The organism is Nocardioides eburneus (assembly GCF_040838215.1).
GTDB lineage: Bacteria > Actinomycetota > Actinomycetes > Propionibacteriales > Nocardioidaceae > Nocardioides > Nocardioides eburneus.
This window is the reverse complement of sequence record NZ_JBFPJR010000010.1, coordinates 100,169-120,641: the sequence shown is the minus strand read 5'-3', so window position 1 is coordinate 120,641 and position 20,473 is coordinate 100,169. Positions and strand designations below refer to the sequence as shown.

The window sequence follows — 20,473 nt, the reverse complement described above, 5'->3', positions numbered from 1 at the left end:
CCGGACACACGGAGACCAGATGCGCCATTCCTTCAAGCTCGCTGCCGCAGTCGGCGCGGTGGCCCTCGCGGCCAGCGCCTGCGGCACCGCCTCCACCGAGAGCGCGGGTGGGAGCAACCTCAAGGACCTGCCGGTTCAGAGCAAGATCACCGTCCCGGCCGACGCCGCTAACCCCGCCGGCGACGGCAAGGCCACCTGCCCGGCGGGCACCACGATCGCCTACATCGGTGCCGAGACCGGCCCGAACGCCCAGCTCGGCATCAACATCTACAACGGTGTCCAGCAGGCGATTACCGCCCACAACAAGGCCAACCCGAAGTGCCAGGTGACGTTCAAGAAGTTCGACACCGAGGGCGACCCCAACAAGGCCACCGGTCCGGTCACCCAGGCGACCAACGAGAAGGCCATCATCGGGGTCGTCGGCCTCCCGTTCTCGGGCGAGTCGCAGGCGACCGGCAACATCTTCGAGCAGGCCGGGCTCGTCCACATCACGCCGTCGGCCACGAACCCCGGCCTGACCAAGAACGGCTGGACGACCTTCTTCCGCGCGCTGGGCAACGACAACGTCCAGGGCCCGGCGGTCAAGTCGCTGGCCGACAAGCTCGGCGCCAAGTCCGTCTACGTCGTCCAGGACGACTCCGACTACGGCATCGGCCTCTCCGAGACCGCTCAGAAGGCGCTCGGTGACGAGGTCGCCGGCACCGACAAGGTGACGACCGGTCAGAAGGACTTCTCGGCCGTGGTCTCCAAGATCATGAACGCGAAGCCGGACGCCGTCTTCTACTCCGGCTACTACGCCGAGGGCGCTCCGCTCGACCAGCAGCTCGTCTCGAAGGGCTACAAGGGCACGTTCATCGGCCCCGACGGCGTCAAGGACGACCAGTTCATCAAGCTGGCCGGCTCCTCGTCGAGCAACGCCTACTTCACCTGCCCCTGCCTCCCGGGCGACCTGATCCCGGACTTCGAGAAGGACTACAAGGCGCAGTTCAAGGCCGAGCCCGGCACCTACTCCGTCGAGGCGTACGACGCCGCCACGGTGCTGCTGTCCGGGATCGACGCCGGCAACACGACCCGCGCCAAGCTCAAGGACTACGTCAAGAACTACGACGGCCAGGGCCTGAGCAAGAAGCTCAAGTGGGACGCCACCGGCGAGCTCGCCGAGACGCCGGTCTTCGGCTACAAGGTCCAGGACGGGAAGATCGTCTCCGTCGGCTCCATCGGCTGACCCGCTCCCGCGAGCAGGCCGTGACCGCAGGGGGCCGCCCGCCAGTCGGGCGGCCCCCTTCGTCCGCCCCAGCCCCCTGTTCATCGGAACACCGAGGATCCCTCCCGTGATACATCCCCTCATCGACAACCAGTGGATCAGCTTCGACTGGTCCTCACTCGGTCAGAACTTCTGGCCGGTCACCTTCGACGGTCTGACGTTCGGGGCGATCTATGCCCTCGTCGCCTTGGGCTACACCCTCGTGTACGGCGTGCTGAACCTGATCAACTTCGCGCACTCCGAGGTCTTCATCTCCGGCGCCTACGCCTGCGTGTTCACGCTGAGCGCGCTCGGCTTCGGGCCGTCGCCGCTCCAGATGCCGGTCATCGAGCTCATCGGCTGTCTCGTGGCCAGCTGTGTCGCCGCGATGGTCGCCTCGGCCGTGGTGGCGTTCCTCTTGGAGCGGCTGGCCTACAAGCCGCTGCGCTCGCGGAACGCCTCGCGGCTGGCCTTCCTGATCACCGCGATCGGTGCCTCCTTCGCCATCCAGTACCTCATCTACCTCTGGCGTGGCGCCTCCGCGGAGGAGTCGGTCACGATGTTCATCCCGCAGCCGGTGTTCACCGTCTTCGGTGCGACCGTCGACTCCCAGCAGATCCTCATCGTCGTCGCGGCCGTCGTGATGATGGTCCTCACCGACCAGTTCGTCCGCCGCACGCGCCTGGGTCGCGGCGTCCGTGCTGTCGCCCAGGACCCCGACACCGCCACGCTGATGGGAGTCGACCGCGAGCGCATCATCGTGACGACGTTCGTCATCGGCGGTCTCCTCGCCGGCGCGGCGTCGCTCTTCTACGTGATGAAGGTGCCCTCGGGGGTCATCTACAACGGCGGTTTCATCCTCGGCATCAAGGCGTTCACCGCCGCCGTCCTCGGCGGCATCGGCAACATCCGCGGCGCCCTCGTCGGCGGCCTGCTGCTCGGCCTGATCGGTAACTACGGCCAGATCCTGCTCGGCAACTCGCAGTGGACCGACGTCGTGAGCTTCGTCGTCCTGGTCCTGATCCTGATGGTCCGGCCCACCGGACTCCTCGGCTCCGACCTCGGGAAGGTACGCGCATGAGCACCGAACCCGTCCTCGGCTCGGAGGGTGCCCAGAAGCACCTCGAGGAGCTCGCCGAGCACGCCAACAAGCCCGGACGCTTCGCCGGCCTCAACCAGTGGTGGGAGCAGCAGCCTCGCGTGAAGCAGTGGGCGATCCTGCTGCCGATCGCCGCGGTCGTCTTCTTCCTGCCCGTCATCAACCCGCCGATCATCACGACCGAGCCCGGGAACGACTGGCCGCTCGCGTGCTTCGACATGGCGCGCTTCGCCCTGGTGGCCCTCGGACTCAACGTGGTCGTCGGCCAGGCAGGACTCCTCGACCTGGGTTACGTCGGCTTCTTCGCCGTCGGCTCCTACGTCGCGGCGCTGTGGACCAGCCCCGACTCCTCGGCGGTCCACATTCCCTACCTGTGGACCCTGCCCCTGGCGATGCTCGTCACGGTGGTCTTCGGCGTCTGCCTCGGCATCCCGACGCTGCGACTGCGGGGTGACTACCTCGCGATCGTGACCCTCGGCTTCGGCGAGATCATCCGACTGCTGGCCACGATCATCCCGGCGATGCGCGGCCAGCAGGGCTTCAAGGAGGTCGGCCACCCGCCCGGCACCGGGAGCGACGGGATCCCGATCTTCACCAACAACCACGGCACGCCGTGGTACATGCTGACCGTCGGCATCATCGTCCTGGTCATGATCCTGCTCGGCAACATCGAGCGCAGCCGCGTGGGTCGCGCCTGGATCGCGATCCGCGAGGACGAGGACGCCGCCGAGATCATGGGCGTCCCGACCTTCAAGTTCAAGATCTGGGCCTTCGCGACGGGCGCCGCCATCGGTGGTCTGTCGGGTGCGCTCTTCGCCGGCCAGGTGGGCTTCGTCAACAACCAGAAGTTCGACGTCGTCACCTCGGTGCTGTTCCTCTGCGCGGTCATCCTCGGTGGCTCCGGCAACAAGCTCGGCGTCATCATCGGCGGCGCGCTGGTGTCCTACATCCCCAACCGGTTCACGTCGATCGCCGACTACAAGTACCTCATCTTCGGCGTGGCCCTCGTGCTCCTGATGATCTTCCGGTCGCAGGGCCTGATCGGCGCTCGGGCGCACCTGCTGGCCTACGGCCGCGCGGCACGCGCCCGCACCCGCGAGCTCGCCGCCCGCCGTCGTACGCCTGAACCGACCCCCGACCCCGCTCAGGAGGCCGCGTCGTGACCGACCAGAACCACGACGAGATCCCCGAGGTGATCCCGGACTACGTCGAGCCCGCCGCGCCGCCGTCGCTGGACTCGGAGGCCGCGGAGAAGGCCGCCGCCGAGCGTGACATCGCGGTCGGTGTCGGTCAGACGCTGGTCGAGATCGACAACCTGTCGGTGACCTTCGGTGGTCTCACCGCGCTCGACTCGGTGAGCTTCGACATCAAGCGTGGAGAGATCCTCGGGCTCATCGGCCCCAACGGCGCCGGCAAGACGACCTGCTTCAACGCCATGACGGGCGTCTACAAGCCGTCGGGCGGCGACGTTCGCCTGGAGGGGGTGTCACTGCTCCGCAAGAAGCAGCACACCATCACCCGGATGGGTCTGGCCCGGACGTTCCAGAACATCCGCCTCTGGGGCGAGATGACGGCGCTCGAGAACGTCGCCGTGGGCCTCGACACCCGCCATCGCACCAGCTTGTTCGGAGCCATGCTGGGGATCCCCCGCCATCGGCGTGAAGAGAAGTCGACCATCGAGCGCGGCATGGCCCTGCTCGAGTTCGTCGGCATCGCCGAGGCCGCGATGACCAAGGCCAGCGCACTCCCCTACGGCCACCAGCGGCGGCTCGAGATCGCGCGCGCCCTGGCGACGGACCCGAAGCTGCTTTGCCTCGACGAGCCCGCGGCGGGCTTCAACCCGGCCGAGAAGGAGGACCTGATGGAGCTCATCAGGACGATCCGCGACGACGGCTACACCGTCCTGCTCATCGAGCACGACATGAAGCTCGTCATGGGCGTGACGGACCGGATCGTCGTCCTCGAGTTCGGCAAGCTGCTGGCCGAGGGCCCGCCCAAGGAGATCCGAGAGAACCCTGCGGTGATCTCCGCCTACCTGGGAGAGGAGGCTCAGGTATGAGCCTGCTTGAGATCAAGGACATGTCCATCCACTACGGGCGGATCCAGGCCATCGACGGTCTCTCCATCACCGTGGAGGAGGGTGAGGTCGTCACGTTGATCGGCGCGAACGGCGCCGGCAAGACCAGCACGATGCGCGCCGTCGCGGGGCTGCTCTCGCTCTCGCACGGGTCGATCCTGCTCGAGGGTGAGGACATCACGAAGCTCAAGGGGCACCGACGCGTCCAGCGGGGCATCTCGCTGGCCCCGGAGGGCCGCGGGATCTTCCCGGCCATGACGGTCATGGAGAACCTCGACATGGGCGCCTACGGCCGGAGGGACAAGGCCGGGATCAAGGAGGACCTCGACCGGGTCTTCGACCTCTTCCCGCGGATCAAGGAGCGGCTCAACCAGAAGGGCGGCACCATGTCCGGCGGCGAGCAGCAGATGCTCGCGATCGGTCGGGCGCTGATGTCACGGCCGCGCATCCTGCTGCTCGACGAGCCGTCGATGGGCCTGGCGCCGCAGTTCATCCGCCAGGTCTTCACGATCATCAGGCAGGTCAACGAGCAGGGCACCACCGTCCTGCTCGTCGAGCAGAACGCCAACCAGGCGCTCGCTCTCGCGGACCGCGCCTACGTCCTCGAGACGGGCCAGATCACGAACGCCGGCACGGGCCAGGAGATGCTGGCCAACCCGGCCATCAAGGAGGCCTACCTCGGCGTCGCCTGAGCCGTGCGGCGAAGGCCCCTCACCGCTCCTCGGCGGGCAGCGTCACTCGGCGCTGCCCGCCGACGCGTCTCCGGGGCCGTGCTCGATGACGCCCTCGGCCACCTGGCGCATCGAGAGCCTCAGGTCCATGGCGGTCTTCTGGATCCAGCGGAACGCCTCGGGCTCGCTCAGGCTGAGCCCCGACTGCAGGATGCTCTTCGCGCGGTCCACGGCCTTGCGGGTCTCCAGTCGGTCGTGGAGGCCCGCGACCTCCTTCTCCAGTTGCGCAAGCTCCTGGAAGCGGCTCATCGCCAGCTCGATCGCGGGAACCAGGTCGGTGACGCTGAACGGCTTGACGAGGTAGGCCATCGCGCCCGCGTCGCGCGCCCGCTCGACCAGGTCGCGCTGGGAGAACGCGGTCAGCATGACGACCGGCGCGAGCCGCTGCCGGGCGATCGCCTCCGCGGCGGAGATGCCGTCGAGCACCGGCATCTTGACGTCGAGGATGACCAGGTCCGGCCGCTTCTCGGTCGCGAGGTCGATCGCCGTCTGGCCGTCACCGGCCTCCCCGACGACGTCGTAGCCCTCCTCCGTCAGCATCTCCTTGAGGTCCATCCGGATGAGGACCTCGTCCTCCGCGATCACCACGGTGCGCGGGGCGGGCGTCGGGCTCGGGGCAGGGGCGCTCTCGGTCACGGTGTCAGGGTAGGGCATCGATGTTTCACCCCGATCGCATCCGCCCGCGGCGCTCGGGTAAGTTGGGGCGTCGCAGAGCCCCGGTACTCCAACGGCAGAGAGGGCGGTCTCAAACACCGCACAGTGTCGGTTCGAATCCGACTCGGGGCACTCGCCGCGCAGCCGTCATCCCCGCCGGTATGCCGGCGCGACCTCGTTGATCGCGTCGCCGATGCGGTGGATGCGGAGCGCGTTGGTGGAGCCGGGGATGCCCGGCGGCGAGCCCGCGATGATGACGACGAGGTCGCCCTCCTTGACCCGCCCGATCTGGAGCAGCTGCTCGTCGACCTGGCGCACCATCTCGTCGGTGTGCTCGACCTCGTCGGTCTTGAAGGTCTCGACCCCCCAGCTGAGCGCGAGCTGGGAGCGCACGGAGGGGAACGGCGTGAACGCCAGCAGCGGGATCGGGCCGCGCAGGCGCGAGAGCCGACGGGCGGAGTCGCCGGAGGTCGTGAACGCGACGAGATAGTGCGCGCCGACCCGCTCGGCGACCTCCTCGGCGGCCTTGGCGATGACGCCGGAGCGGGTGTGCGGGTTCCAGTCGATCTGGCTCAGATGGCCGACGCCGGTGCCGCCCGCCGCGAAGGCGTGCGCCTCGGTGGCGGTGATGATCCGCGCCATCGTCTCGACGGTGTGCACCGGATAGTCGCCGACGCTCGTCTCGGCCGACAGCATGACGGCGTCGGCACCATCGAGGACGGCGTTGGCGACGTCGTTGGCCTCGGCCCGCGTGGGCGAGGGGTTGGCGACCATGGAGTCGAGCATCTGGGTCGCGACGATGACGGGCTTGGCGTTGAGCCGCGCCAGCTCGATGATCCGCTTCTGCAGGAACGGGACCTCTTCGAGCGGGCACTCCACACCGAGGTCTCCGCGGGCGACCATGAACATGTCGAAGGCGTCGACGACCTCGTCGAGGTTGTCGATCGCCTGCGGCTTCTCGATCTTGGCGATCACCGGGACCATCACGCCCTCGTCGCGCATGATGCGGCGGACGTCCTCGGCGTCCGCCGCATTGCGCACGAAGCTCAGCGCGATGAAGTCGACACCGAGGCGGAGGGCGAACCGGAGGTCCTCCTCGTCCTTCTCGGACAGGGCCGGGACGGAGACGGCCACCCCGGGGAGGTTGATGCCCTTGTGGTTGCTGACCGGGCCGCCCACGAGGACCTCGGTGACCACGTCGGTGTCGGTCACCTCGATGACGCGCAGGCGCAGCTTGCCGTCGTCGATGAGGATCGGGTCGCCGGGCTTCACGTCGCCGGGCAGTCCCTTATAGGTCGTCCCGCAGATCTGGTCGTCGCCTGGCACGTCTCGCGTGGTGATCGTCCACTGCTGGCCACGCCGCAGCGTCGCCGCTCCCTCGGCGAAGGTCTCGAGCCGGATCTTCGGCCCCTGGAGGTCGGCGAAGATGCCGACGCCGTGCCCGCTGGCGTCCGACGCCTCCCGCACCAGGCGGTACCTCTCCGCGTGCTCCTCGTGGTCGCCGTGGCTCATGTTGAGCCGCGCGACGTCCATCCCGGCATACACGAGCTCCCGGATCCGGCGCTCCGTCCCGACAGCAGGCCCCAGGGTGCAGACGATCTTCGCTCTCCTCACGGCCTCCACCCTATCGGGTTGGATCGTTCTAACACATCTCGCGCTGCGCGGGTCCCCAGAACGCCGAATCGGCGCCTGTGCACGGAGCACAGACGCCGACTCGACGCGGGTTCAGGCCGCCGGGTCAGACCATCAGGGGGCGGTCCGTCGGCTTGATCGGCGCCGGCAGCGTCGACGAGCCGGTGAGGAAGGTGTCGACCGCCGCAGCCGCGGCACGGCCCTCGGCGATCGCCCACACGATGAGCGACTGGCCGCGCCCCGCGTCACCGGCGACGAAGACACCCGGGACGCTGGTGGCGTAGGCGCCGTCACGGGCGACGTTGCCGCGCGGGTCGAGCTCGACACCGAGCTGCTCGACGAGGCCCGGCTTCTGCGGTCCGACGAAGCCCATCGCGAAGAGGACGAGGTCGGCGAGGATCTCGCGCTCGGTGCCGGCGATCTCGACGAGCTTGCCCTCCTGGAACTCCACCTCGACGAGCTTGAGCGCCCGGACGTGGCCGTCGGCATCGCCCAGGAACTCCTTGGTCGAAGCCTTGTAGAGCCGCTCGCCGTTCTCCTCGTGGGCCGAGGAGACCCGGAAGATCATCGGGTACGTCGGCCACGGCTGCCCCGCGGGGCGGTCGGCCGGCGGCTCGGGCATGATCTCCAGCTGCGTCACGCTCTTGGCGCCCTGGCGGGTCGCGGTGCCGAGGCAGTCCGCACCGGTGTCGCCGCCGCCGATGATGACGACGTGCTTGTCGGTGGCGAGGATCTGGTCCTCCACGGTCTCGCCGAGCGCGACCCGGTTCGCCTGCGGGAGATATTCCATCGCCTGGTGGATGCCCTTGAGCTCGCGCCCGGGCATCGGCAGGTCGCGCGGGACGGTCGACCCGATGGCGAGTACGACGGCGTCGTACCGGTCCAGGAGCTGCTGCCCCGTGAGGTCGGTGCCGACGTCGACCCCGGTGCGGAAGATGGTCCCCTCGCGCTTCATCTGGCCGAGGCGCTGGTCGACCTGCTTCTTCTCCATCTTGAACTCGGGGATGCCGTAGCGCAGCAGGCCGCCGATCTTGTCGGCACGCTCATAGACCGCCACGGTGTGACCGGCCCGGGTGAGCTGCTGCGCGGCGGCGAGGCCCGCGGGGCCCGACCCGATGACGGCGACCGCCTTGCCCGACAGCCACTCGGGCGGCTGCGGCTTGACGTAGCCGGACTCCCACGCCTTGTCGATGATCGAGACCTCGACGTTCTTGATGGTCACCGGGTCCTGGTTGATGCCGAGAACGCAGGCGGTCTCGCACGGGGCCGGGCAGAGGCGACCGGTGAACTCCGGGAAGTTGTTGGTCGCGTGCAGCCGCTCGATCGCGGTCTCCCAGTCGTTGCGCCAGACCAGGTCGTTCCACTCGGGGATGATGTTGCCGAGCGGACAGCCCTGGTGGCAGAACGGGATGCCGCAGTCCATGCAGCGCGAGGCCTGCGTGTTGATGATCGGCAGCAGACTCCGGCCCACCCCACCGGGGTAGACCTCGTTCCAGTCCTGGACGCGCTCCTCGACGTCGCGTCGGGTCGCAACCTCGCGACCGTGCTTCAAGAATCCCTTGGGATCAGCCATGCTGTGCAGCCCCCTTCATAGCTGAGCGGCCGCTGTGGCCTGACGTCGACTGATGCAGATACCGCTCAGCCATGAAGTACCTCCATAATCCGCGCGGCGGCCTCGTCCTCGTCGAGGCCCTCCTCGAGGGCCTCCTCCTGGGCTTCCAGCACGCGCTTGTAGTCACTGGGCATGACCTGCGTGAAGCGGGTCAGGGCGGCCGGCCAGTCGGCCAGCAGCTCGGCGGCGGTCTCGGAGCCGGTCTCCTCCGCGTGGGCGCGGACGAGCTCCTCGAGCTCGCCGTGGAACTTCTCCTCCACGGCGGTCAGCTCGACCAGCTCCGGGTTGACCCGGTGGGCCTTGAGGTCGAGGACCCAGGCGACGCCGCCCGACATGCCGGCCGCGAAGTTGCGGCCGGTCTTGCCGAGGACGACGACGCGTCCGCCGGTCATGTACTCACAGCCGTGGTCGCCCACGCCCTCGGTGACCACGCTGGCACCGGAGTTGCGGACGCAGCACCGCTCCCCCACGCCGCCGCGGACGAAGATCTGTCCGGAGGTGGCGCCGTAGGCGATGGTGTTGCCGGCGATGATGTGCTCGCTGGGCTTGAACGTCGCCGCCCGGTCCGGCCGGATGACGAGGCGGCCGCCCGAGAGACCCTTGCCGACGTAGTCGTTGGCGTCGCCCTCGAGGCGCAGCGTGATGCCGCGCGGCACGAACGCGCCGAACGACTGCCCCGCCGAGCCGGTGAAGGTGATGTCGATCGTGCCGTCGGGCAGCCCCTCACCGCGGTACCGCTTGGTGACCTCGTGGCCGAGGATCGTGCCGACGGTCCGGTTGACGTTGCGGATCGGCAGCTGGGCGCGGACCGGCTCGGCCCGCTCGAGCGCGGGCTCGGCCAGCGGCACGAGCTGGGTGATGTCGAGCGACTTCTCCAGGCCGTGGTCCTGACCACCGGTGTTGCGCAGCGCCTGGCCCTCGAACTGGGCCGGGACCTCGGCGCGGTGGAAGATCGGCGTCAGGTCGAGACCGGCCGCCTTCCAGTGGTCGATCGCGTCGCGGGTGTCGAGCACCTCGGCGTGGCCGACCGCCTCGTCGATCGAGCGGAAGCCGAGCTCGGCGAGCAGCTCGCGCACCTCCTCCGCGATGTAGCGGAAGAAGTTGACGACGTACTCCGCCTTGCCGGTGAAGCGCTCGCGCAGCACCGGGTTCTGCGTGGCGACGCCCACGGGGCAGGTGTCGAGGTGGCAGACCCGCATCATGATGCAGCCCGAGACCACCAGCGGGGCGGTCGCGAAGCCGAACTCCTCGGCGCCCAGCAGGGCGGCGATGACGACGTCGCGGCCGGTCTTGAGCTGGCCGTCGGTCTGGACGACGATCCGGTCGCGCAGCCCGTTGAGGAGCAGCGTCTGCTGCGCCTCGGCGAGGCCGAGCTCCCAGGGACCGCCGGCGTGCTTGAGCGAGGTGAGCGGCGAGGCGCCGGTCCCGCCGTCGTGGCCCGAGATGAGGACCACGTCGGCATGGGCCTTCGAGACGCCCGCGGCGACCGTGCCGACACCGACCTCCGCCACGAGCTTCACGTGGACGCGCGCGCTCGGGTTGGCGTTCTTGAGGTCGTGGATCAGCTGCGCCAGGTCCTCGATCGAGTAGATGTCGTGGTGCGGCGGCGGGCTGATCAGGCCGACGCCCGGCGTGGAGTGCCGGGTCTTGGCCACCCACGGGTAGACCTTGTGGCCGGGCAGCTGGCCGCCCTCACCGGGCTTGGCACCCTGCGCCATCTTGATCTGGATGTCGTCGGCGTTGGTGAGGTACTCGCTCGTGACGCCGAACCGGCCGGACGCGACCTGCTTGATCGCGCTGCGGCGGCTCGGGTCGTAGAGCCGGTCCGGGTCCTCGCCGCCCTCGCCGGTGTTGGACTTCGCGCCCAGCATGTTCATGGCGATGGCGAGGGTCTCGTGCGCCTCCTTCGAGATGGAGCCGTACGACATCGCGCCGGTGCTGAACCGCTTGACGATCGCCTCGACCGGCTCGACCTCGTCGATGCTGATCGGGGTGCGGTCGCCCTTGAACTTGAACAGACCGCGTAGCGTCATCAGCCGCTCGGACTGCTGGTTCACCCGGTCGGTGTACTGCTTGAAGATGTCGTAGCGACCGGTGCGCGTGGAGTGCTGCAGGCGGAACACCGTCTCCGGGTCGAAGAGGTGCGGCTCGCCCTCGCGACGCCACTGGTACTCGCCGCCGATCGGCAGCTCGCGGTGGGCGGGAGCGACGCCGTCGCGGGGGTACGCCGTGGCGTGCCGCTTGGCGACCTCCTCCGCGATGACGTCGAGGCCGACGCCGCCGAGCTTGGAGACCGTGCCGGTGAAGTAGGCGTCCACCAGCTCCTGCGACAGGCCGACGGCCTCGAAGATCTGGGCACCGGTGTAGGACGCCACCGTGCTGACCCCGATCTTCGACATGACCTTCAAGACACCCTTGCCGAGCGCCTTGATCGTGTTGGCCATCGCCTTCTCGGGGTCGGCCTTGACGAAGTAGCCCTCGTGGGCGAGGTCCTCGACCGACTCGATCGCGAGGTAGGGGTTGACCGCCGCGGCGCCGTAGCCGACGAGGAGCGCCACGTGGTGGACCTCGCGGACGTCGCCGGCCTCGATGATCAGGCCGACCTGGGTGCGGGTCTTCTCGCGCACCAGGTGGTGGTGGACGGCGGCCGTCATGAGCAGCGACGGGATCGGTGCCTTCTCGGCCGTCGCGTGACGGTCGGAGAGCACGATGACGCGGGCACCCTTGGCGATGGCGTCCGACACCTCGCCGCAGATCTCCTCCAGGCGCGCCGCGAGGGCAGCGCCACCACCGTCGACGTCGTACAGGCCACGGGACACGTGGACCTCGAACCCGGGCATGTCACCGTCGTGGTTGATGTGCCGGATCTTCGCCAGGTCGTCGTTGGAGATGACCGGGAAGGGCAGCACGACCTGGCGGCACGACGCCGGGGTCGGCTCGAGGAGGTTGGCCTCGGGGCCGATGGTGCCGTTGAGCGAGGTGACGAGCTCCTCACGGATGGCGTCCAGCGGCGGGTTGGTGACCTGCGCGAAGAGCTGGCTGAAGTAGTCGAACAGCAGTCGCGGCTTCGCGGAGAGCGCCGCGATGGGGCTGTCGGTGCCCATCGAGCCGATCGGCTCGGCGCCGGTGTTGCCCATCGGCGCGAGGATGACGCGAAGCTCCTCCTCGGTGTAGCCGAACACCTGCTGGCGCCGCGTCACCGAGGCGTGGGTGTGGACGATGTGCTCGCGCTCGGGGATGTCCTCGAGGCGGACCAGGCCGGCGTGGAGCCACTCGTCGTACGGGTGCTCGCCCGCGAGCCTCTCCTTGATCTCGGCGTCCTCGATGATGCGGTGCTCGTCGGTGTCGACGAGGAACATCCGGCCCGGCTGGACGCGGCCCTTGCGGATCACCTTCGCCGGGTCGATGTCGTCGAGCACACCGGCCTCGGAGGCGAGGACGACCAGGCCGTCGTCGGTGACCCAGTAGCGCGAGGGGCGCAGACCGTTGCGGTCGAGGACCGCGCCGACCTGGGTGCCGTCGGTGAAGACGACCGACGCCGGGCCGTCCCACGGCTCCATGAGCGAGGCGTGGAACTCATAGAAGGCCCGCAGCTTCGGGTCCATCTCGGTGTGGTTCTCCCACGCCTCGGGGATCATCATGAGGACCGCGTGCGGGAGGCTGCGGCCACCGAGGTGGAGCAGCTCGAGCACCTCGTCGAAGCTGGCCGAGTCGGAGGCGCCGGGGGTGCAGATCGGGAAGAGCCGCTCGAGGTCGCCCGGGATCAGGTCGGACTCGAGGAGCGCCTCGCGGGCCCGCATCCAGTTGCGGTTGCCCATGACGGTGTTGATCTCACCGTTGTGGGCGATGTAGCGGAACGGGTGGGACAGCGGCCAGCTCGGGAACGTGTTGGTCGAGAACCGCGAGTGGACCACGGCGATCGCCGAGGCGACGCGCTCGTCGACCAGGTCGGGGTAGACCTCGGCGAGCTGCGTGGTGGTCAGCATGCCCTTGTAGATCAGGGTGCGCGAGGAGAGGGACGGGAAGTAGACGTCGGTCTCACGCTCCGCGCGCTTGCGCAGGCAGAACGCCATCCGCTCGAGCGCCATGCCGGCGACGCGCTGCTTGGCGCCCGCGACGAAGAGCTGGCGGAAGGTCGGCATCACGGCGAGCGCGGTAGCGCCCAGCGAGGCCGGGTTGACCGGCACGTCGCGCCAGCCGAGGACCTCGAGGCCCTCCTCCGCGGCGATCTCCTCGATCTGCTTCGCGGTGGTCTCGACGTGCTCGGAGTCGCCCGGCAGGAACGCCGTACCGACGGCGTAGGAGCCCCTGACCGGCAGCTCGAAGCCGACGACGTCCCGCAGGAAGGCGTCGGGGACCTGGATGAGGATGCCGGCGCCGTCGCCGGAGTTGGTCTCCGCGCCCGCGGCTCCGCGGTGGTCGAGGTTCAGCAGGGCACGCACGCCCTGCTGGACGATCTCGTGCGTGGGCTCACCGGTGAGGGTGGCCACGAAGGCGACGCCACAGGCGTCCTTCTCGAAGCGGGGGTCGTAAAGCCCCTGAGGAGTAGGGAACGAGTGCTCGTAGGGCACCGAGTTCTCCCGTCGTTGTCCGTGCGCAGAACGCGCCCCGACTCAGGACTCTGGGAGTTCCGTCAGAGGGTGCGCGCGCCGTGCGAGGTCGGCAATGGCAGGTGGTGCAGGGGACGGCATTGGCCCGCGCGATGATCGTAGGTTACCAGTATGTGACACAGACGTTCCATCGGGTGTCTCTGGGATGGACCTTCCGGTGTTCCGAGGCGCCGGGGCCGGTCCCGGCTCAGGCCTCCGAGGGGACCTCGGGGTCGTGGTGCTCCCGGCCGGCGACGTACACGCTCTCCTCGCGGCGGCCGCGACCACGGTAGGTCGCCCAGGCGAAGTAGAGCGCCGCGGCGACGAACAGGATGATGGACATCCAATCGCTCCAGCGCAGCCCGAGCACGTTGTGGAGCTCGACGTTGTCGATGCGGAGGAACTCGATCGCGCCGCGCCCGAAGCAGTAGGCCATGACGTAGAGCGCGAGCACGCGGCCGCCACCGAGCTTGAAGCGGCGGTCGAGCCAGGTGACGACGAAGAACATCGCGACGTCCCACACGAACTCGTAGAGGAACGTGGGGTGGAACGTCGCATAGTCGCCGGCGGCGGAGGCCGTCGACGGCGGGTTGTCGGGTCCGTACGGCGCCGGCCACCGGTCGGCGTCGATCTTCAGCGCCCACGGAAGGTCGGTCGGCTTGCCGAACAGCTCCTGGTTGAACCAGTTCCCCCAGCGGCCGAGGCCCTGGGCGAGCAGGCAGGTCGGTGCGATCGCGTCGAGCATCGGCCACAGCCGCATGCCACGCCGGCGGGCGGCGATGATCGCCCCGACGGCGCCGAGCGCGATCGCGCCCCACACGCCCAGACCACCGCGCCAGACGTAGAACGCCGCCCACGGGTTGCGGCCCTCGCCGAAGTAGAGGTCGTGGTCGGTGATGACGTGGTAGAGCCGGCCACCGACGAGGCCGAACGGGACGGCCCACAGCGCGAGGTCCTGGATCTCCCCCGCCTTGCCCCCGCGGGCGACCCAGCGTCGCTCCGAGACCCACACCGCCACGATGATCCCGATGACGATCGCCAGCGCGTAGCCGCGGATCGGGATCGGCCCGAGGTCCCACACGCCGTCGTGCGGGCTCGGGAGGAAGAGCGGGACGGGACCCAGGGTCATGAACGGCCCTTCTGCAGCAGGGTGTGGATGTCGTCGGCGAACTGTCGCGGCGAGGTGTCCATGCTCCACAGCACCGTGGCCTTGCCGCCGGGCACGACGGCCGAGACGTGGGTGTCGTGGGTGGTGAGGTCATAGCCGCCGCTCGGCAGCTTCTGCCCGGACCCGACGTAGATCTTCATCGACTCGCCGAGCTTGACGATCGTGTGCAGCTTGCCGGTGAGGCCGATGAACGCGGGGTCGTAGTGGTCGAGGTATCGCCGCAGGACGTTCTGCGTGTCACGGCCCGGGTCCGTCGTGACGAAGACGACGTCGACGTCCTTGCGGTCCCCCTCGTCGAGGGTCTGCATCGCCGCGGAGAGCGACTGCATGACCAGCGGGCACAGGTCGGGGCAGTGCGTGTAGCCGAAGAACACCAGCGTCAGCGGCTTCGTCGCGTCGCTCGCCAGCGAGTAGGGCTTCGCGTCGGTGTCGGTGAGGGAGACGTGGGCGACGGAGTACGGCGCGTGGGTGATCCCCGTCAGCTTCGTCGACCCCGACGCCGCGCCCGCGCCGGAGCCGCAGGCGCTGAGGGTCAGCGCCAGGGCGGCGAGCACCGCCACGAGCAGCTGCTTCAACGCCGAACCCCCGTGGCGAGGTCCTCGGTGAGGGTGGTGAGCGCCTTCAGCGCGGCGGTCCGGTCCCGGGCGTGGTCGAGCACGGCCCGCACGAAGGCGGAGCCGACGATGACCCCGTCGGCGTACGCGGCCACCTCGGCCGCCTGGTCGCCGTTGCTGACCCCGAGGCCGACCCCGACGGCGAGCCCCAGGGGCGCCTGCGCGCGGGTCCGGCCGACGAGCGGGCCGGCCAGGTCGGAGGTGGTCGTCCGGGCGCCGGTGACGCCCATGACCGCCGTGGCGTAGACGAAGCCGCGGCAAGCCGCCGTCGTCATCGCGATCCGCTCGTCGGTGCTCGAGGGCGCCACCAGAAAGATCTTGTCGAGGTCGTGCGCGTCCGCCGCGGCGATCCACTCCTGGCCGAAGTCCGGGGTGATGTCGGGCGTGATCAGGCCCGCTCCCCCGGCGTTCGCGAGGTCGGCGGCGAACCGCTCGACGCCGTACCTTTCAACCGGGTTCCAGTAGGTCATGATCACCGTGGGGACGCCGGTCGCCGCGACGGCCTCGACCGTGCGAAGCACGTCCCGCGTGCGTACGCCGCCGTCCAGCGCCTGCTGGGCGGCCGCCTGGATGGTGGGACCGTCCATGACCGGGTCGGAGTAGGGCAGCCCCACCTCGATGACGTCACAGCCGGCGGCGACCATCGCCTTGAGCGCCTCGATGCCGCGGTCGACGTCGGGGAAGCCGGCGGGGAGGTAGCCCACCAGCGCGGCCCGGCCCTCGGCCTTCGCCTTCTCGAATGCGGTCGCCGTGGTCACGCCGGTCATGCCTTCGCCCCCTCGGCGATCTGGGCGTCAGTCGCCTGGATCGGGCGGCCGGCGGCGTCGGCCTGGCCGAGACCGAACCACTCCACAGCGGTGCCCATGTCCTTGTCACCGCGGCCCGACAGGTTGATCAGGATGGTGGCCTCGGGGCCGTGCTGCTCGATCAGCCGCGGCGCCTCGCGCAGCGCGCCCGCCACGGCGTGCGCCGACTCGATGGCCGGGATGATGCCCTCGGTCCGGGAGAGCAGGGCGAAGGCGTCCATCGCCTCCTTGTCGGTCACGCTGGTGTAGGTCGCGCGTCCCGACTTCGCCAGCCAGGCGTGCTGCGGGCCGACGCCCGGGTAGTCCAGGCCGGCGGAGATCGAGTGGGACTCGAGCGTCTGCCCGTCCTCGTCCTGGAGGACGTAGGTGCGGGCGCCGTGGAGCACGCCCGGCTCGCCCGCCTGGATCGTCGCCGCGTGGCGACCGGTCTCGAACCCGTCGCCCCCGGCCTCGAAGCCCCAGATCGCCACGTCGCGGTCCTCCAGGAAGGCGGTGAAGAGCCCGATCGCGTTCGAGCCGCCGCCGACGCAGGCGGCGATCGCGTCGGGCAGCCGGCCGTCCTGCGCGAGCACCTGCTCGCGCGCCTCGTCGCCGATGCCGCGCGCCAGATCGCGCACGAGGGTCGGGAAGGGGTGCGGCCCGGCCGCCGTGCCGAAGAGATAGGCGGTCGTCTCGACGCTGGCCACCCAGTCACGCAGCGCCTCGTTGATGGCGTCCTTGAGGGTCGCGCTGCCGGAGTCGACCGCGATCACCTCGGCGCCGAGGAGCTGCATGCGAGCCACGTTGAGGGCCTGGCGCTTGGTGTCGACCGCACCCATGTAGACCGTGCAGTCGAGCCCGAAGTACGCCGCCGCGGTCGCGCTCGCGACACCGTGCTGCCCCGCGCCGGTCTCGGCGATGACCCGGGTCTTGCCCATCCGCTTCGTCAGCAGCGCCTGGCCGAGCACGTTGCGGATCTTGTGGGCGCCGGTGTGGTTGAGGTCCTCCCGCTTGAGCAGGATCCGGCAGCCGACCAGCTCCGAGAGCCGGGTCGCGTGGTAGAGCGGGCTCGGCAGGTTGGCGTAGTCGCGCAGGATCGCGTCGAACTCGGCCACGAACTCCGGGTCGGCCTTCGCCTCGTGCCACGCCACGTCGAGCTCGTCGAGCGCCCTCATCAGCGCCTCAGGCATGAAGCGGCCGCCGAAGCCCTCGACGGCTCCGCCGTACCAACCCAGCGCGTCGGCGTCGAAGGTGGTCGTCTCGTTGATGTGGGTGGTCACGGGTTTACTCCCCTTACTCCGGTCATGGCGCGTACGGCGCCCTCCGGGTCGCCGTCCTTGACGAGCGCCTCCCCCACGAGGACGGCGCGCGCCCCCTCGCCGACGTAGCGCGCCACGTCCGCGGCGCTGAAGATGCCGGACTCCGCCACCTTCACGCAGGTGTCGGGCACGAGCGGGGCGAGCCGACCGAACGCGTCGGGGTCGACCGTGAGGGTCTTGAGGTTGCGGGCGTTGACCCCGATGAGCTCGGCGCCCAGCGCCACCGCACGCTCGGTCTCCGCCTCGTCGTGGGCCTCGACGAGCACGGTGAGGCCGAGCTCGCGGGCGACGTCGTAGAGCCGGCGCAGGTCGTCATCGGCCAGTGCGGCGACGATGAGCAGGGCGAGGTCGGCACCGGCGGCGCGCGCCTCGAGCAGCTGGTAGTCGTCGACGATGAAGTCCTTGCGCAGGATCGGGGTGTCCACGGCCGCGCGGACGGCGCGCAGGTCGTCGAGGCTGCCGCCGAACCGTCGCTGCTCCGTGAGCACGCTGATCGCGGCGGCCCCGCCGGCGGCGTACCGCTGGGCCAGTGAGGCCGGGTCGGGGATGTCGGCGAGCGCCCCCTTGCTCGGGCTCTTCCGCTTCACCTCGGCGATGACGCTGCTGCCCGCGCCGCGGAAGTGGGGCATCGGGTCGCGCGGCGGCTCCACGTCGGCGAGCGCGGCCCGCAGGTCCGCGACGCTCGTGGTCGCCCTACGCGCCTCCAGATCGATCCTGACGCCTTCGACGATCTCGTCGAGGACATCCGTGCGCGCCGGCATCGTTCCTCCTCCTGGCTTGCTCCGTGGGGCTCGTAGGAGTGCATCGGCACCGTCAGCCCGCCACGAGTCTGTCACGCGGCCGGAAGCGACGCGCGGGCGCCCGTCGCGCGCGAGACCGTCACACGACGGACGTCGTGTCCGCGTGTCGGCCGCAACGCAGGTTTGGGGCCGTTCGACCCGGGTAGGGTCCGGCTCGACCGCGCCCACCCGGGCGACTGACATCGGAAGGTACGACATGAGCTACGGCACGCCACCGCCGCCCCCGCCGTCCTACGGAGGGGCCCCGTACGGGCAGCAGCAGCCGCAATCCACCAACGGCAAGGCGATCGCGGCTCTCGTCTTGGGGATCCTGGGCGTCTTCCCGTGCTGCTCGATCTTCATCTTCGGGATCCTTGGCATCGTCTTCGGCTCGATCGCCAAGAAGGAGATCGAGAACTCCAACGGCGCCCAGAAGGGCCTCGGCATGGCGAAGTGGGGTCTCTACCTCGGCATCGCGGGCATCGTGCTCGCCGTTCTCTACTGGATCCTCTACGCAGTGGGCGCTGTCCACTACAACGCCACGTTCCAGAAGAACAGCTGACCGATGAGCGCCGTCAGGGCGCCAGCCACGCGCCGAAGGTGAAGTTCCTGACGACGCTGAAGATCACCAAGAGGGTCAGGCCCGTCCACTGGACGGGCCTGACCGCTTTCTGCGGGAGATGGCGCTCGACGCCGCGCCAGCGGTCGAGCGTCCACACCAGGAGCAGGACGATCGCGACCGGGATGAGCGCGACGACCACGACGTTGCTCGACAGCGCCGCGCCGACGTCGCCCCGGGTGAGGTCGTTGACGGCGCGGAGACCACCGCAGCCGGGGCAGTAGATCCCGGTCGCGGCGTAGAGCGGGCAGAAGCCCCAGCTGCCGTGCTGGTGCGGGTCCCTGAAGTGCAGCGCGACCGTCGCCAGCGTCAGCCCGGCCTCTGCGAGGAGGGGCCAGGCGACGCGTCGCAGCGGCGAGCCGGTGGCGTTCTCCGCCACCGGCGCCAACACCGACCCGCTCATCGCGCCGGGGTCAGTGACCCGCGCTGTTGAAGCCGAGCTTCGCGAGCACGACGAAGAGCAGACCACCGACGACGACCACCGCGACGCCGACCCAGAAGACGACCCAGTTGATCGGGCTCAGCATGATGCCGACGCTGCCGATGATGAAGCCGAGGAGGCCGACGGCGACGGCGGTCCAGGCGGCCGGAGTGTTGCCGTGGTTGTCGGACATGCAGGGTCTCCTCTACGGGCGTGTGCGAACTTGCGGGGGCAGTCTATTCAGTGCGGTCCGCGGTCGGATCATGCCCCTCGCCGATGGACTTCCACAGGTCGAGGTTGGACTGCTCCTCCAGGGGCGCCGACGGCGTCGGGGCACCGGTCGGGGCGTCGTACTTCCGGCCCATCTCGGGCCAGTCCCGCGCCAGGAGTACGCCGGCCACGGCCGCCCCGAGAGCGACGACCGCCCCGGCGAGCGCGAGCCAGGGCCAGGCGGTCGAGGAGCCGTCCGGCAGCCCCTGGCGGCTCGAGAGACCGACCGGGACGGTGGCGAGAGCGGCGACGGCCGCGAGGACGAGCACGAGCCGGCGCATCCGGCCGCGGGTGACGAGCACGACGCCCCACGCGGCGAGCGCCACGAGCCCGAGCGCCGTCACGCCGGGCGCGTCGAGCCCGACACCCTGCGCATCCAGCATCGCCTGGGGCTTCGAGGAGGAGACCCAGTGCTTGGTGCCGCCGATCGTCGCGACGAGGCTGCCGACGAGGCCGAGAATCACCACCGGCCCGAAGGTGCGGCGGCGGGACGGGGCCGGTGTCGGGGCCGGATCAGCCATCGAGCAGGCCGGCGTCGAAGCAGGTGCGGTCGCCGGTGTGGCAGGCAGGCCCCTCCTGGTCGACCTTGAGCAGGAGGGTGTCGCCGTCACAGTCGAGCCGGACCTCCTTGACCCACTGTCGGTGGCCGGAGGTGTCGCCCTTGACCCAGTACTCCTGCCGGCTGCGGCTCCAGTAGGTCGCCCGGCCCGTGCTCAGCGTGCGGGCCAGCGCCTCGTCGTCCATGTAGCCCAGCATGAGGACCTCGCCGGTGTCGTGCTGCTGCACCACCGCCGGCACGAGTCCGTCGGGGTTGCGCTTGAGTCGCGCGGCGATCGCGGGGTCCAGGCTGCTGCTCACGCT

The 20,473-nt window shown here is 69.9% G+C and carries 19 protein-coding genes and 1 tRNA gene; 7 read left to right on the top strand and 13 right to left on the bottom strand.

Features of this window, described 5'->3' with window-relative positions:
* The first annotated feature begins 19 nt into the window (after positions 1-19).
* From AB3X52_RS07865 to AB3X52_RS07845, 5 genes are all read left to right on the top strand, one after another.
* Positions 20-1,225 (top strand): branched-chain amino acid ABC transporter substrate-binding protein, encoded by a 1,206-nt coding sequence (locus AB3X52_RS07865; protein ID WP_367992996.1) that lies wholly within the window; start codon positions 20-22, stop codon positions 1,223-1,225.
* 106 nt (positions 1,226-1,331) lie between these two features.
* Positions 1,332-2,324, top strand: a complete 993-nt coding sequence (locus tag AB3X52_RS07860) for a branched-chain amino acid ABC transporter permease (protein ID WP_367992994.1) — start codon at positions 1,332-1,334, stop codon at positions 2,322-2,324.
* A complete protein-coding gene (locus AB3X52_RS07855) occupies positions 2,321-3,505 on the top strand; it encodes a branched-chain amino acid ABC transporter permease (protein WP_367992992.1) in 1,185 nt (394 codons plus the stop codon). Before AB3X52_RS07860 ends, AB3X52_RS07855 begins: the two co-directional genes overlap by 4 nt.
* Positions 3,502-4,401 (top strand): ABC transporter ATP-binding protein, encoded by a 900-nt coding sequence (locus AB3X52_RS07850; RefSeq protein WP_367992990.1) that lies wholly within the window; start codon positions 3,502-3,504, stop codon positions 4,399-4,401. The genes AB3X52_RS07855 and AB3X52_RS07850 overlap by 4 nt, the downstream gene beginning before the upstream one ends.
* Positions 4,398-5,111, top strand: a complete 714-nt coding sequence (locus AB3X52_RS07845; protein ID WP_437440542.1) for an ABC transporter ATP-binding protein — start codon at positions 4,398-4,400, stop codon at positions 5,109-5,111. Before AB3X52_RS07850 ends, AB3X52_RS07845 begins: the two co-directional genes overlap by 4 nt.
* A 42-nt stretch (positions 5,112-5,153) precedes the next feature.
* Here the strand turns inward: AB3X52_RS07845 and AB3X52_RS07840 are convergent, their stop codons facing one another.
* Positions 5,154-5,804 (bottom strand): ANTAR domain-containing response regulator, encoded by a 651-nt coding sequence (locus tag AB3X52_RS07840; RefSeq protein WP_367992988.1) that lies wholly within the window; start codon positions 5,802-5,804, stop codon positions 5,154-5,156.
* A gap of 59 nt (positions 5,805-5,863) precedes the next feature.
* On the opposite strand from AB3X52_RS07840, the gene AB3X52_RS07835 reads away from it, so the two are divergent.
* A tRNA-Leu gene (locus AB3X52_RS07835) sits at positions 5,864-5,936 on the top strand.
* A gap of 15 nt (positions 5,937-5,951) precedes the next feature.
* On the opposite strand, the gene pyk is transcribed toward AB3X52_RS07835, so the two are convergent.
* The 8 genes from pyk to trpC form a co-directional block, all read right to left on the bottom strand.
* On the bottom strand, positions 5,952-7,418 hold the full coding sequence (pyk, locus tag AB3X52_RS07830; RefSeq protein WP_367992986.1) for a pyruvate kinase: 1,467 nt from the start codon (positions 7,416-7,418) through the stop codon (positions 5,952-5,954).
* A gap of 124 nt (positions 7,419-7,542) precedes the next feature.
* Complete coding sequence (locus AB3X52_RS07825; RefSeq protein WP_367992984.1) at positions 7,543-9,009, bottom strand: glutamate synthase subunit beta; 1,467 nt, start codon at positions 9,007-9,009, stop codon at positions 7,543-7,545.
* Positions 9,010-9,074: 65 nt separating this feature from the next.
* Complete coding sequence (gene gltB / locus AB3X52_RS07820) at positions 9,075-13,619, bottom strand: glutamate synthase large subunit (RefSeq protein WP_367992982.1); 4,545 nt, start codon at positions 13,617-13,619, stop codon at positions 9,075-9,077.
* 226 nt (positions 13,620-13,845) lie between these two features.
* Entirely contained in the window at positions 13,846-14,766 is a 921-nt protein-coding gene (gene lgt / locus AB3X52_RS07815; protein WP_367992980.1) for a prolipoprotein diacylglyceryl transferase, read from the bottom strand.
* Entirely contained in the window at positions 14,763-15,380 is a 618-nt protein-coding gene (locus AB3X52_RS07810; RefSeq protein WP_367992978.1) for an SCO family protein, read from the bottom strand. The genes lgt and AB3X52_RS07810 overlap by 4 nt, the downstream gene beginning before the upstream one ends.
* Entirely contained in the window at positions 15,377-16,186 is an 810-nt protein-coding gene (gene trpA, locus AB3X52_RS07805) for a tryptophan synthase subunit alpha (RefSeq protein WP_367992976.1), read from the bottom strand. Before trpA ends, AB3X52_RS07810 begins: the two co-directional genes overlap by 4 nt.
* Positions 16,183-17,484, bottom strand: a complete 1,302-nt coding sequence (trpB, locus tag AB3X52_RS07800) for a tryptophan synthase subunit beta (RefSeq protein WP_367992974.1) — start codon at positions 17,482-17,484, stop codon at positions 16,183-16,185. The genes trpA and trpB overlap by 4 nt, the downstream gene beginning before the upstream one ends.
* Positions 17,481-18,284, bottom strand: coding sequence for an indole-3-glycerol phosphate synthase TrpC (gene trpC, locus AB3X52_RS07795; RefSeq protein WP_367992972.1), 804 nt, complete (start codon positions 18,282-18,284; stop codon positions 17,481-17,483). Before trpC ends, trpB begins: the two co-directional genes overlap by 4 nt.
* 235 nt (positions 18,285-18,519) lie before the next feature.
* Here trpC and AB3X52_RS07790 point away from each other — a divergent pair, with 235 nt between their 5' ends.
* Positions 18,520-18,864: a DUF4190 domain-containing protein gene (locus AB3X52_RS07790; protein WP_367992970.1), complete on the top strand. Its 345-nt coding sequence runs from the start codon at positions 18,520-18,522 to the stop codon at positions 18,862-18,864.
* 13 nt (positions 18,865-18,877) lie between these two features.
* Here the strand turns inward: AB3X52_RS07790 and AB3X52_RS07785 are convergent, their stop codons facing one another.
* Genes AB3X52_RS07785 through hisI form a run of 4 tightly spaced genes read right to left on the bottom strand, consistent with a single transcriptional unit; the run spans position 18,878 to position 20,470 of the window.
* Positions 18,878-19,324, bottom strand: a complete 447-nt coding sequence (locus tag AB3X52_RS07785) for a DUF2752 domain-containing protein (RefSeq protein ID WP_367992968.1) — start codon at positions 19,322-19,324, stop codon at positions 18,878-18,880.
* Positions 19,325-19,334: 10 nt separating this feature from the next.
* Positions 19,335-19,535: an HGxxPAAW family protein gene (locus tag AB3X52_RS07780; protein WP_367992966.1), complete on the bottom strand. Its 201-nt coding sequence runs from the start codon at positions 19,533-19,535 to the stop codon at positions 19,335-19,337.
* Positions 19,536-19,578: 43 nt separating this feature from the next.
* The gene (locus tag AB3X52_RS07775; protein ID WP_367992964.1) at positions 19,579-20,079 is read right to left on the bottom strand and encodes a Trp biosynthesis-associated membrane protein; all 501 of its coding nucleotides are present in this window, start codon (positions 20,077-20,079) and stop codon (positions 19,579-19,581) included.
* A gap of 46 nt (positions 20,080-20,125) precedes the next feature.
* On the bottom strand, positions 20,126-20,470 hold the full coding sequence (gene hisI, locus AB3X52_RS07770; protein ID WP_367992962.1) for a phosphoribosyl-AMP cyclohydrolase: 345 nt from the start codon (positions 20,468-20,470) through the stop codon (positions 20,126-20,128).
* Positions 20,471-20,473: the final 3 nt, after the last annotated feature.

Bases quoted from the DNA above. Each gene is read 5' to 3' on its own strand.
- AB3X52_RS07785 (WP_367992968.1), bottom strand. From the start codon at position 19,324: ATGAGCGGGTCGGTGTTGGCGCCGGTGGCGGAGAACGCCACCGGCTCG.
- AB3X52_RS07865 (WP_367992996.1), top strand. From the start codon at position 20: ATGCGCCATTCCTTCAAGCTCGCTGCCGCAGTCGGCGCGGTGGCCCTC.
- lgt (WP_367992980.1), bottom strand. From the start codon at position 14,766: ATGACCCTGGGTCCCGTCCCGCTCTTCCTCCCGAGCCCGCACGACGGC.
- AB3X52_RS07825 (WP_367992984.1), bottom strand. From the start codon at position 9,009: ATGGCTGATCCCAAGGGATTCTTGAAGCACGGTCGCGAGGTTGCGACC.
- trpC (WP_367992972.1), bottom strand. From the start codon at position 18,284: ATGCCGGCGCGCACGGATGTCCTCGACGAGATCGTCGAAGGCGTCAGG.
- AB3X52_RS07845 (WP_437440542.1), top strand. From the start codon at position 4,398: ATGAGCCTGCTTGAGATCAAGGACATGTCCATCCACTACGGGCGGATC.
- AB3X52_RS07855 (WP_367992992.1), top strand. From the start codon at position 2,321: ATGAGCACCGAACCCGTCCTCGGCTCGGAGGGTGCCCAGAAGCACCTC.
- trpA (WP_367992976.1), bottom strand. From the start codon at position 16,186: ATGACCGGCGTGACCACGGCGACCGCATTCGAGAAGGCGAAGGCCGAG.
- AB3X52_RS07840 (WP_367992988.1), bottom strand. From the start codon at position 5,804: ATGCCCTACCCTGACACCGTGACCGAGAGCGCCCCTGCCCCGAGCCCG.
- AB3X52_RS07780 (WP_367992966.1), bottom strand. From the start codon at position 19,535: ATGTCCGACAACCACGGCAACACTCCGGCCGCCTGGACCGCCGTCGCC.
- AB3X52_RS07790 (WP_367992970.1), top strand. From the start codon at position 18,520: ATGAGCTACGGCACGCCACCGCCGCCCCCGCCGTCCTACGGAGGGGCC.